The 11,437-nt window shown below is 66.2% G+C and carries 8 protein-coding genes; 3 read left to right on the top strand and 5 right to left on the bottom strand.

What is annotated here, in order from left to right; genetic code table 11:
• Positions 1–116: 116 nt before the first annotated feature.
• The 3 genes from ACTOWK_RS22535 (at position 117) to ACTOWK_RS22545 (ending at position 4,212) form a co-directional block, all read left to right on the top strand.
• Positions 117–2,165 (top strand): FAD-dependent oxidoreductase, encoded by a 2,049-nt coding sequence (locus tag ACTOWK_RS22535; protein WP_441332320.1) that lies wholly within the window; start codon positions 117–119, stop codon positions 2,163–2,165.
• 774 nt (positions 2,166–2,939) lie between these two features.
• Positions 2,940–3,437 (top strand): cell wall hydrolase, encoded by a 498-nt coding sequence (locus tag ACTOWK_RS22540; RefSeq protein ID WP_441332321.1) that lies wholly within the window; start codon positions 2,940–2,942, stop codon positions 3,435–3,437.
• Positions 3,438–3,600: 163 nt separating this feature from the next.
• Positions 3,601–4,212 (top strand): glutathione S-transferase N-terminal domain-containing protein, encoded by a 612-nt coding sequence (locus ACTOWK_RS22545; protein WP_441332322.1) that lies wholly within the window; start codon positions 3,601–3,603, stop codon positions 4,210–4,212.
• A gap of 294 nt (positions 4,213–4,506) precedes the next feature.
• On the opposite strand, the gene ACTOWK_RS22550 is transcribed toward ACTOWK_RS22545, so the two are convergent.
• From ACTOWK_RS22550 to prpE, 5 genes are all read right to left on the bottom strand, one after another.
• The gene (locus ACTOWK_RS22550) at positions 4,507–5,022 is read right to left on the bottom strand and encodes a hypothetical protein (RefSeq protein ID WP_441332323.1); all 516 of its coding nucleotides are present in this window, start codon (positions 5,020–5,022) and stop codon (positions 4,507–4,509) included.
• A 293-nt stretch (positions 5,023–5,315) separates the two neighbouring features.
• Positions 5,316–6,467 carry a bifunctional 2-methylcitrate synthase/citrate synthase gene (gene prpC, locus ACTOWK_RS22555; protein ID WP_441332324.1) on the bottom strand — a complete coding sequence of 384 codons (1,152 nt, stop codon included), beginning with the start codon at positions 6,465–6,467 and terminating at the stop codon, positions 5,316–5,318.
• 339 nt (positions 6,468–6,806) lie between these two features.
• On the bottom strand, positions 6,807–7,694 hold the full coding sequence (gene prpB / locus ACTOWK_RS22560; RefSeq protein ID WP_031373152.1) for a methylisocitrate lyase: 888 nt from the start codon (positions 7,692–7,694) through the stop codon (positions 6,807–6,809).
• A 128-nt stretch (positions 7,695–7,822) separates the two neighbouring features.
• Positions 7,823–8,875, bottom strand: coding sequence for a suppressor of fused domain protein (locus tag ACTOWK_RS22565; RefSeq protein ID WP_441332325.1), 1,053 nt, complete (start codon positions 8,873–8,875; stop codon positions 7,823–7,825).
• A 117-nt stretch (positions 8,876–8,992) separates the two neighbouring features.
• Entirely contained in the window at positions 8,993–10,903 is a 1,911-nt protein-coding gene (prpE, locus tag ACTOWK_RS22570) for a propionate--CoA ligase (RefSeq protein WP_441332326.1), read from the bottom strand.
• Between the last annotated feature and the right edge of the window lie 534 nt (positions 10,904–11,437).

The raw sequence follows: 11,437 nt of genomic DNA on the forward strand, positions 1-11,437 counted from the left end.
ACCGTTGCAATCCGCCGCGTTCGGTGCCTGTCCTCTCGCGGTTTTGACGCGGACCTTGAATTAGCACGGCTTTCCCGGCATCGTGCACAATCCATACGCCAGCGTATCCAGCCAGCATGTCCACGGCCGCCAGCCACTCCGCCCCGCATCCGCTCTATCCGCAGTTGTTCGCACCGCTGGACCTGGGCTTCTGCACCCTGCCCAACCGCGTGCTGATGGGCTCGATGCACACCGGCCTGGAAGACAAGGCCGCCGACTTTCCCAAGCTGGCGGCCTATTTCGGCGAGCGCGCCGCCGGCGGGGTCGGCCTGATCGTCACCGGCGGCTTCGCCCCGAACATCGTCGGCTGGCTCAAGCCCTTCGGCGGCAAACTCAGCTGGCCCTGGGAAACCGCCAAGCACCGCCAGGTGACGAAGGCCGTGCACGAGCACGGCGGGCGCATCTGCATGCAGATCCTGCACGCCGGGCGCTATGGGTATCACCCGCTGCAGGTGGCGCCGAGCAAGCTCAAGGCGCCGATCAATCCCTTCACCCCGCGCGCACTGTCGGCCGGCGGCGTCGAGCGCCAGATCAAGGCCTTCGTGCGCACCGCCCGGCTCGCCCGCGAGGCCGGCTACGACGGCGTCGAGGTGATGGGTTCGGAAGGCTATCTGCTCAACCAGTTCACCGTGCCGCGCACCAACAAGCGCAAGGACGCCTGGGGCGGCGACACCGCCCAGCGCATCCGCTTCTGCGTCGAGATCGTGCGCCGCATCCGCGAGGCCTGCGGGCCGGACTTCATCATCATCTACCGCCTGTCGATGATCGACCTGGTCGACGAAGGCTCGAGCTGGGCCGACGTGGTCGTGCAGGCCAAGGCCATCGAAGCCGCCGGCGCTACCCTGATCAACACCGGCATCGGCTGGCACGAAGCGCGGGTGCCGACCATCGCCACCTCGGTGCCGCGCGGCGCCTTCACCGGCATCACCGCGCGGCTCAAACCCGAGGTCGGCCTGCCGCTGATCACCACCAACCGCATCAACATGCCCGAGGTGGCCGAGCGCATCCTCGCCGCGGGCGAGGCCGACATGGTGTCGATGGCGCGGCCGCTGCTGGCCGATTCGCACTGGGTGGCGAAGGCGCGCGCGCAGCGCAGCGCCGACATCAACACCTGCATCGGCTGCAACCAGGCCTGCCTGGACCACGTGTTCCAGAACAAGCACGCCAGCTGCCTGGTCAATCCGCGCGCCTGCGCCGAGACCGAGCTGAACTACCTGCCGACCCGCGCGCCCAAGCGCATCGCCGTGGTCGGCGCCGGCCCCGCCGGCCTGGCCTGCGCGACGGTCGCGGCCGAGCGCGGCCACCGGGTGACCCTGTTCGACGCCGCCGACGAGATCGGCGGCCAGTTCAACCTGGCCAAGAAGATTCCCGGCAAGGAAGAGTTCCACGAAACCCTGCGCTACTTCGGCGGCAAGCTCGAGCAGACCGGGGTCGAGTTGCGCCTCGGCACGCGCGCCGACGCGGCCGCGCTGGCCGGCTTCGACGAGGTCGTGCTGGCGACCGGCATCGCCCCGCGCCAGGTGAACTTCCCGGGCGTCGATCACGCCAAGGTCTGTTCCTATCTCGACGTGCTCAAGGGGCACGTGGTGCCGGGCAAGCGGGTGGCGATCATCGGCGCCGGCGGCATCGGCTTCGACGTCGCCGAGTACCTGGTCCACGAAGGTCACTCGGTCAGTCTGGACCCCGCGCGCTGGCGCGCCGAATGGGGCGTCGACCTGGGTTATGGCGACAACCGCGGCGGCCTGGTTGCGCCGCAGCCGGAACCGCCGGCACGCGAGGTCTGGCTGTTGCAGCGCAGCCCCGGCAAGCCCGGCGCGAAGCTCGGCAAGACCACCGGCTGGATCCACCGCGCCACCCTCAAGGCCAAGCAGGTGCGGATGATCGGCGGGGTCGAGTACGTCGGCGTCGACGACGAAGGCTTCCGCATTCGCGTCGACGGCAGCGAGCAGTTGCTGCCGGTCGACCAAGTGGTGATCTGCGCCGGCCAGGAGCCGTTCAAGCCGCTCGCCGCGGCGCTCGCCGACAGCGGCAAGCCGGTGCACGTGATCGGCGGCGCCGACGTCGCCGCCGAACTCGACGCCAAGCGCGCGATCGACCAAGGCAGCCGCCTGGCGGCTGCCTTGTAGAAAGCCATAGCAGCCGGCTTGCGGCTGCCTTGTAGAGAGCCGTAAGCAGCCGGCTTGCGGCTCTGCCTGGTAAATAGATGCAGCAGTCGCTTGGCGCCTGCGTTGCAAGTACATGCACAGCCACCGCATTGCGGCTGTGCTGTAGCGAGGCATCCAAGCGCCGAGTCGCCGCTCGCCTGCAGCGATACATATATATGTCTGCGGCGTAGCGTTTAACGGCCGCAGCCGGCTCGATGCAGGCCAGGAACGCTCGCCTTGATGGCCGCGCGGCACCCCAGGGGTCGTGATCGCGGCTTGCGCCGCTCCTACCCCTGGGGTTCGAACCGCCTGGACAGGGCCCGAATCCAGCCGATTCCCGAGTCCACCCACGGTCGGAGACGCCAAATCGACGCTCCAGGCGGCCTCGAACCGATCGGCTCAGAGCTCGCTGAGACGACGCGGCACGGTTCGTGCCGGGCTGAAGCCCAATGAAACCAAGGGCCTAGGCCCTATTCAGAATAAAAACTCCAACTAATTTAGAAACTTAGAAATTGTCATTCAGGGTTTGTTTGGCAAGCCGTCGCTACCTTGCGCCAACTTTTCCGCCACCCCTGCAGAGGTGGCATCCCACACCGCCCGCGTCGGACAAGACACGGTTCCCGGTGACGGGGCAAAGCGCGCCGTAGAGCCGCCGCCCTCCCCAGTACGCCATGCGGCCTCACCGCTGTCGCCATCTCCCGATTCATGGAGATGGAAGACGAAGTGCGGCCAGCGCAACGGAGCAAGGAGTCAACGATGAAACTGGCCTGGATCCTGTGGTTGGCTTCGGTACTGCCGCCACAAACCGCCGATTCGCTGTGTTTGAGCACCACCGTATACCTGGAAGCCCGCGATCAATCCCTGCGCGGCCAGCAAGCCGTCGCCGAGGTCGCCCTGCGTCGTCGCGACAGCGGCCTGTGGGGCTCGACGGTCTGCCAGGTGGTCACCGCCAATAAGCAGTTCGCCCCGAGCCTGGTCTCGCCGGGCACCCGCCTGAACAACAGCGAGGCCTGGACCGAGTCGGTCAACGTCGCCCTGGCCGCCGAGCGCAACTGGGCCCTGCCGGCCGGTCAGCGCAAGGAAATCGTGCCGGGCGCGAGCCACTTCGCCGCCCTCGCGATCGCCAGCCCGTCCTGGCGCAACGCCTACCAGGTCGCGACCATCGGCGATCACACCTTCTACAAGGTGCAGAAGCTCAAGCCGCGCCGCGTCATCGCCGAGGCCGAGTTGCCCCAAGGCATCAGCAAAGGCTGATGCCTCATAAGAGCTGATGCATCGGCGCAAGCCGGTGCCACGTTAACGGCCAGCGCATAGCGCCGGTGCCGTAACGCTCCGTTGCAGTCTCCTCCTTGAGGATACGAAGCAGGTCGGTGATAGTCGCCGACCTGTTTTTTTTCTTTCCATGGAGGCGTTAAGCATGAAGCTCTACAGCAAGCCCGGTGCGTGTTCGACCGCCGACCATATCGCCCTGCAGTGGACCGGCGGCGCGTTCGAAGTCGAAGTGATGGACAAGGACTCGATCAAGGAGCCCGCCTTTCTCGCCATCAATCCGGCCGGCGCGGTGCCGGCGGTGGTCGACGGCGATTTCGTGCTGACCCAGAACGCCGCGATCATGGGCTACATCGCCGACAACTTTCCGCAGGCGCAGCTGACCGGCGACGGCAGCGCGCAGCAACACGCCGAAGCCGCGCGTTGGCTGGCCTTCGTCAACTCCGACGTGCATCCGGCGTTCCTGCCGATCTTCGCGCCCGGCAAGTTCCATCCCGATCCGGCCCAGGCCGATGCCCTGCGCCAACACGCACGCGAGCGTCTGCGCGGCCTGTATGCGACGGCCGAACAGCGCCTGGCCGATCGCGAATGGATCGCCGGCTTCCGCAGCTACGCCGATCCTTATCTCTACATCACCCTGCGCTGGGCCGATGCGGTCAAGGTCGACCTGTCCGGCTACGAGCACCTGGCCGCGTTCAAGCGCCGCATGGAAGCCGATGCCGGCGTGCAGGCGGCGTTGAAGGCCGAAGGCCTGATTTAAGGCCTAGTGCGTGCATCGCAGAGCGACGCATCGATGGATGCGTCGCTTTGCTGCGCCGATGCGACAACAGCAGCCGCGTCGACCTTGGAGTAAGAGCGGCGCAAGCCGCGACAGGCGAAGCGATGCGGCCGCAATACGATGAGCAACGCGCAAGAACGGGGCATCAGTGCCCAGATCTGCGGCCACACGCACGAACCGATATCGTCATCGATCGAAAGATCACGGTCGCGGCTTGCGCCGCTCCTACCCTTTAGATCATCGCTCCAGGAATAGGCGACACAAACCGTCTTACGATCAAACCCCGGCCGCGAAGCGGTCTTCGATCTCCGCAGCGATATTGTCCTTGCGCACCTTGGCCAAGGCGGCACTGAGGTCGGGCAGCAACTCGGCGAGCTCTTCGCTGTTGCCGCAACGCTCGATCTTCAGCTGCAGGAAATAACCGCGCAGGCCGAGGTGCTCGCGCACGGTTTCGGTCATCAGGGTGTACAGCGTCTGGTAACGCTGCGCCGCATCGGCAGGCGATACCGGCGGCGGCACCACTGCGGCAAAGGCGATGCCCGGCGTCGGCGCATGTGCCGTCATCGTCGCGGCCACGGCCGCCGACGAGGCGATCAAGCCCATCGTTTCCAATTGTTCCAACGCATCGGTCGGGCCGTGCAGGCTGCCGATCAGATCGCGCAGGTGGCGCACACTGCGATCGCCATCGACGATCAGCAGGATCGAACGCAAGACCGGCGGCAATTTGCGCGAGCGGTTCTGGATTTCGTCTCGACCGTCGTTGGTCTTAACCGGCATATCGCTGTCGCGCATGGTATTCCCCGTGTTGAATCCCGTCGCACGACGGATGTCCGAGGCCGGAGGGCGCGGCATCTGTTCCCCAGGCCGTGCGCATTCGCGCGCGGCCACGCCGTCGTCCTCCCGGCTGGTCCGGGACTATGCCATGTCGCACCATGGCGTTTCTGTGTCCTATTCGACGTTAGTCGTATGCCGCAATCGCTACGCTGGGCGGCGCGCGCGCAAACGAAAAGGCCAGGCACGAAGCCTGGCCTTTTGCGTGGCCGTCCTGCGTTTATGCCGCCGGCCCGGAAGCCGGCGGCGCGCGCTCAGCGCTGCTCGATCGGCACGTAGGCGCGGTCTTCCGGACCGGTGTAGTTCGCGCTCGGGCGAATGATCTTGCCGTCCTCGCGCTGCTCGATCACGTGCGCGCTCCAACCGGTGGTGCGGGCGATCACGAACAACGGGGTGAACATCGGCGTCGGGATGCCCATCATGTGATAGGCCGAGGCCGAGTACCAATCCAGGTTCGGGAACATTTTCTTCAGGTCCCACATCAGGTTCTCGATGCGCTCGCTGACGTCGAACAGGGTCTGGTTGCCGCCGTCCTTGCACAGGCTGCGCGAGAGCTCCTTGATGATCGGGTTGCGCGGGTCGCCGACCGTATAGACCGGATGGCCGAAGCCGATCACGATTTCCTTGCGCTCGACCCGGGCGCGGATGTCGGCCTCGGCCGCATCGGCATCGCCGTAGCGCGAGATGATGTCCATCGCGACTTCGTTGGCGCCGCCGTGCTTCGGCCCGCGCAGCGCGCCGATCGCACCGGTGATGCACGAATGCAGGTCCGAACCGGTGCCGGCGATGACGCGCGCGGTGAAGGTCGAGGCGTTGAACTCGTGCTCGGCATACAGGATCAGCGACTTGTCCAGCGCATCGGCATGCAGCGCGCTCGGCGGCTCGCCGTGCAGCAGATGCAGGAAGTGCGCGGCGACGCTGTCGTCGTCGGTCTCGCAGTCGATGCGGCGGCCGTTACGGGTGAAGTGCCACCAGTACAGCAGCATCGAACCGAAGCTGGCGATCAGGCGGTCGGCGATGTCGCGCGCCTCGGAGGCGACATGGCCTTCGCGCTCGGGCAGCACCGTGCCGAGCACCGAGCAAGCGGTGCGCAGCACATCCATCGGGTGAGCATTGGCCGGCACCAGCTCCAGCGCGTCGGTGACGATCGCCGGCAGGCCGCGCAGGCGCTTGAGCTTGATCTTGTAGGCCTTGAGCTGCGAGGCCGTGGGCAGCGCGCCGTGCACCAGTAGGTGCGAGACTTCCTCGAAGGTCGACTTGGTCGCCAGGTCGTGGATGTCGTAGCCGCGGTAATGCAGATCGTTGCCGCTGCGGCCGACGGTGCACAGCTCGGTATTGCCCGCGGCGGTGCCGCTGAGGGCCACGGATTTCTTGGGCTTGGGCAGGGTCTGTTGCGTATCGCTCATGGTCCGTCCTCGAAAGTTATCTGTTGTTCCTTGTTCCCTCTCCCGCTTGCGGGAGGGGGCAAGGGTGAGGGCGCGCGAATTCCGGCTACCTCGGTGGCTGGAAGTGTCGCGGGCCCTCATCCGGCCTGTCGGCCCCTTCTCCCGCTTGCGGGAGAAGGTAAATCAAGTACTCCCCCGCTTGCGGGAGAAGGTAAATCAAGTACTCCCCCCGCTTGCGGGAGAAGGTAAATCAAGTACTCCCCCCGCTTGCGGGAGAAGGTAAATCAAGTACTCCTCCCGCTTGCCGGAGAAGGGAAGTCAGAGCCCCTCTCCGCTTGCGAGAGAAGGGAGTTGGTAACGTCAGCCGTTCTTCTTGGCGAACAACGCGTCGAGCTTGCCTTCGAAAGCGTGGTAGCCGATGCGGTCGTACAGCTCTTCGCGGGTCTGCATCGTGTCGACCACGTTCTTCTGGTGACCGTCGCGGCGGATCGCCTGGTAGACGTTCTCGGCGGCCTTGTTCATGGCCCGGAACGCCGACAGCGGATACAGCTGGATGGCGACGCCGGCCGAGGCCAGTTCGTCGCGAGTGAACAGCGGCGTCTGGCCGAACTCGGTGATGTTGGCCAGCACCGGCACCTTGACCGCATCGACGAAGCGGCGGTAGGTCGGCAGATCGTAGGCGGCCTCGGCGAAGATGCCGTCGGCGCCGGCCTCGACGCAGGCGATGGCACGTTCGATCGCCGCATCGACGCCGTCGACCGCGATCGCGTCGGTACGCGCAATCAGGAAGAACTCGGGATCGGTCTTGGCGTCGGCCGCGGCCTTGACCCGGTCGACCATTTCGTCGGCCGAGACGATTTCCTTGCCCGGACGATGGCCGCAACGCTTGGCGCCGACCTGGTCTTCGATATGGCAGCCGGCCGCGCCGGCCTTGATCAGCGACTTGACCGTGCGCTCGATGTTGAACGCGCTCGGGCCGAAGCCGGTGTCGATGTCGACCAGCAGCGGCAGATCGCAGACGTCGGTGATGCGGCGCACGTCGATCAACACGTCTTCGAGCGTGTTGATGCCCAGGTCCGGCAGGCCCAGCGAACCCGCGGCGACGCCGCCGCCGGACAGATAGATCGCGCGATAACCGGCACGCTTGGCGAGCAGCGCGTGATTGGCGTTGATCGCGCCGATGACCTGCAACGGCGATTCTTCGGCGAGCGCGGCGCGGAACTTCGCGCCAGCGGACAGTAGCGTCATCTTGGAACTCCGGATGGCCCGGGCGGGGCGATCCGACATTTTAACCCGCCTCGCCGGCCCGCCGATGACGGCCCCGTACAGTCGCCGCCGCGCCGGCCGCGACCCAGGTCGCATACCGGCGTGCCGGCTCAACCGTGCTGGCGGGCCGACCTGTCGTGGCGCTCGGGGCCTTCGCTCTTGCGCACCACCACTTCGACCGAGTCCAGCCCTTCGACCTGGTAGCGCCCTTCCTGAGTGCGCAGACAGGCCACCAGATTGCGCAAAGTCGCCTCGTTCAGGCGCAGATGCAGGGCCTCGCCGTCGGCTTGCGCGCTGTTGCGCGGCGCCGGCTCGAACACGATCCGCGCCGACGGGCCGATCAGGCTGAAGGGTTTGCCGAACGGCAGGCGCAAGGGCAGCAGGGCGAGCAATTCGCCGACCTGGCGCGAGTCCAGGGCGATCTCGGTGACCGGCCGGCGCAGCAGCCGTTTGTGCTGGCGCCACTCCAATTGCTCGGTATAGACCATCGCCGAACTGGAGCCTTCCTGCGCAGACCCCTCGTGCAGGCGCTGGGCGATCTGCGGGTCGTCGAGCAAGGATTCGCGATCGATCTCGGTCACCCACAGCGGCAGGTAATCGAGGAACACGTCCAGCACCCGCAAGGTCGACCAGCGCTTGAGCGCGAATTCTTCCTCGTTGGTGATGCCGACCGCCTGCAGGAACTCGACCCGGCCGTTCTCGGTTTCGATCGCCGGCAGTTCGGGATCCGGCACGAACGCCACCGCCTGGATGTGGCTGCTGCTGTCGGCGGCGATCGGGCCGTTGGCGTTGAGGTAATGCCCGGCATGGAACACGTTGCCGCTTTCGAACACGTAGCGAGCCAGGTTCTGCAGGAAATCCGGCACCCAGGCCGGCGGCTCTTCGCTGTCGTCCGGGTTGGCCAGGCGGAAGGTCAGTTCGAACCCGAAACCGCTGAGCTGCGGATCGTCGGAGGTCTTGCCGTGCAGCTCGCTGAATCCGTAGGTGACGAAATGCCAGTGCGGTACAGGGGTGATGCGTTTGTAGGCGCGAATGCCCGCCAAGGGTTCGCTGCCGCCGTTGCTGAGAGGGCCGTAGTGCTTGGGCTCCTGACGCAGATACAGCCGGCTCAAGGCCCGGTCGATCGCGTCCCAGCCGGGCGCGCTGTCCTGTTGTGCATCCATTACGCGTTCTGCCTCGCTTTTGGCGATGAGAGCGGACGTACCCGCACACTGGGGCCGATGCTAACGCGACTGCGGAAAAAGTTCTGTCAAGAAGCCTATCGCCAACGAACCCGGCCCTCAACCGCCGGCATCGGCCCCTCGCGCCAGGGCGCGGCGGACCTCGTCGAGCGCCGCCGGGTCGTCGAGGGTGGACAGATCGCCCGGGTCGCGGTCTTCGGCCAGGGCCTGGATCGAGCGCCGCAGCAACTTGCCCGAACGCGTCTTGGGCAAAGCGTTCACCACGTATACCCGCGCCGGCCGCGCGACCGCGCCGAGCTGCTCGACCACGCAGCGCTGCATGCCGGCCGCGGCCTGGGCCGGGTCCTGGTCGGCGGACTGCTTGAGGGTGGCGAACACCACCGGCACCTGTCCCTTGAGCTCGTCGTGCACGCCGACGACCGCGGCCTCGGCGACGCTGGCGTGGCTGGCGACCGACTCCTCGATCTCGCGCGTGCCGAGGCGATGGCCGGCGACGTTGATCACGTCGTCGGTGCGGCCGAGGATGAAGGTGTAGCCGTCCTCGTCGCGGATCGCCCAGTCCAGCGAGCTGTACAGCAGCTCCTTGAAATGGCCGAAGTAACTCGACAGGAAGCGCGCGTCGTCGTTCCACACCGTGGTCATGCAGCCCGGCGGCAACGGCGGCACGATCACCAGCACGCCCTTCTGGCGCGGGCCGACATCCGCACCGGTGGCTTCGTCGATCACCCGCAAGTGATAGCCCGGCGTCGGCAAGCCCGACGAACCGAACTTGACCGGTTGCAGATCCAGACCGGGCATCAAGGACAACACCGGCCAACCGGTTTCGGTCTGCCAGTAATTGTCGATGATGGTCTTGCCGATGCCTTCGGTGATCCAGTGCGCGGTCGGTTCGTCGAGCGGTTCGCCGGCGAGGAACAGCCACTGCAGCTTCGACAGGTCGTGCTTCTTCAGCCACGACGCGTCCTGCTTCTTCAGCACGCGGATGCCGGTCGGCGAGGAGAACATGGTGCGCACGCCGTACTGCTCGCAGATGCGCCACCAGATGCCCGGGTCCGGATTCGTCGGCAGCCCTTCGTACAACACCGAGGTCGCGCCGGCGATCAGCGGGCCGTAGACGTTGTAGGAATGGCCGACCGCCCAACCGACGTCGGAGGTCGAAAACATCACCTGCCCGGCGCGGATGTCGTAGATCGACCACATCGACAAGGCCAGCGCGACCGCGTAGCCGCCGACGTCGCGCTGCACGCCCTTGGGCTTGCCGGTGGTGCCGGAGGTGTAGAGCAGATAGCTGGGCTCGTTCGATTCCAGCCACTCCACTTCGACCTGGGCGCCGTCGTGCTCGGCGCGCAACGCGGCGTAGTCGACGTCGCGGCCTGCGACCAGGGTCGGCTCCGGGTCGAGGCCGCGGCTGACGATCAACACCCGCGGCGGCGGCGACTGCGCTTCGGCGCAGGCGGCATCGACCAGGGGCTTGTAAGGGATGACCTTGCCGCCGCGGATGCCGGCGTCGGCGCAGATCAACAGCTTCGGCGTGGCGTCGTCGATGCGCAGGGCCAGGTTGTGCGCGGCGAAGCCGCCGAACACCACCGAATGCACCGCGCCGATGCGCGCGCAGGCCAGCATGGCGAACACTGCCTCGGCCATGTTCGGCATGTAGATCACCACCCGGTCGCCGCAACCGACGCCGAGCGACTTCAGGATCGCCGCGAAGGTATTCACTTCGCGATGCAGTTCGGCGTAGCTGACCTCGCGGGTCAGCCCGGTTTCGCTGGAGATCGCGACCAGCGCGGTCTGCTCGCCGCGCGCCTCGAGGTGGCGGTCGACCGCGTTGTAACACAGATTGGTTTCGCCGCCGGCGAACCAGCGCCGGAACGGCGGTCGCGAATAGTCGAGGATCTGTTGCGGCGGCTTGTGCCAGTGGATCGCCTGCGCCTGCTCGGCCCAGAACGCCTCGGGCTGCTCGATCGAGCGGCGGTGGAACGCTTGATACGACTCGACCTCGTCACGCATGCGGTTGCCTCGTGCGACCTGGGGGCTACCGCTCGCAGGCTAGACCAAGGGGCGGGCGGGTGGCGTTACGACTATGGTCTAGATCTTGAGGTGTTGGTGGGGTGTGAATGGGGGTTCGCGATTGGGGGCGCCCAGGAGTCGCTGCGGCCCCTGCCCTGGCTGTGGCTGTGGCTGTGGCTGTGGCTGTGGCTGTGGCTGTGGCTGTGGCTGTGGCTGTGGTCTTTGGCCTTTGGCTTTGGCTTTGGCCTTGGCCTTGGCCTTGGCTGTGCGCAGCCTAAGACTTGCGAAGGCAATCGAAGACCCGAAGGGCGGCGCGCAGGGATGCGCGCCGTTTTTCATCGGGACAAGGATGTCCCGTATGAAAAATCCCCGCGGATGCACCGCTCGTACGGGCTTGTGATTCAAAGAAAGCATTTTTCTTGGGGCTGTCCTAGATAAGGATTCGATCTAGGATGCGAAATGGCGATAAGTCGTTGTCGGATAAGAAAAAAAGACCAACTTAGGCTGGTCGAGCTGTTCGTGGCCCAAGCGACA

The sequence above is a fragment of the Lysobacter sp. CA196 genome (assembly GCF_052078695.1).
Classification (GTDB): Bacteria; Pseudomonadota; Gammaproteobacteria; order Xanthomonadales; family Xanthomonadaceae; genus Lysobacter.

Bases quoted from the DNA above. Each gene is read 5' to 3' on its own strand.
- ACTOWK_RS22535 (WP_441332320.1), top strand. From the start codon at position 117: ATGTCCACGGCCGCCAGCCACTCCGCCCCGCATCCGCTCTATCCGCAG.
- ACTOWK_RS22540 (WP_441332321.1), top strand. From the start codon at position 2,940: ATGAAACTGGCCTGGATCCTGTGGTTGGCTTCGGTACTGCCGCCACAA.
- ACTOWK_RS22545 (WP_441332322.1), top strand. From the start codon at position 3,601: ATGAAGCTCTACAGCAAGCCCGGTGCGTGTTCGACCGCCGACCATATC.
- ACTOWK_RS22550 (WP_441332323.1), bottom strand. From the start codon at position 5,022: ATGCGCGACAGCGATATGCCGGTTAAGACCAACGACGGTCGAGACGAA.
- prpC (WP_441332324.1), bottom strand. From the start codon at position 6,467: ATGAGCGATACGCAACAGACCCTGCCCAAGCCCAAGAAATCCGTGGCC.
- prpB (WP_031373152.1), bottom strand. From the start codon at position 7,694: ATGACGCTACTGTCCGCTGGCGCGAAGTTCCGCGCCGCGCTCGCCGAA.
- ACTOWK_RS22565 (WP_441332325.1), bottom strand. From the start codon at position 8,875: ATGGATGCACAACAGGACAGCGCGCCCGGCTGGGACGCGATCGACCGG.
- prpE (WP_441332326.1), bottom strand. From the start codon at position 10,903: ATGCGTGACGAGGTCGAGTCGTATCAAGCGTTCCACCGCCGCTCGATC.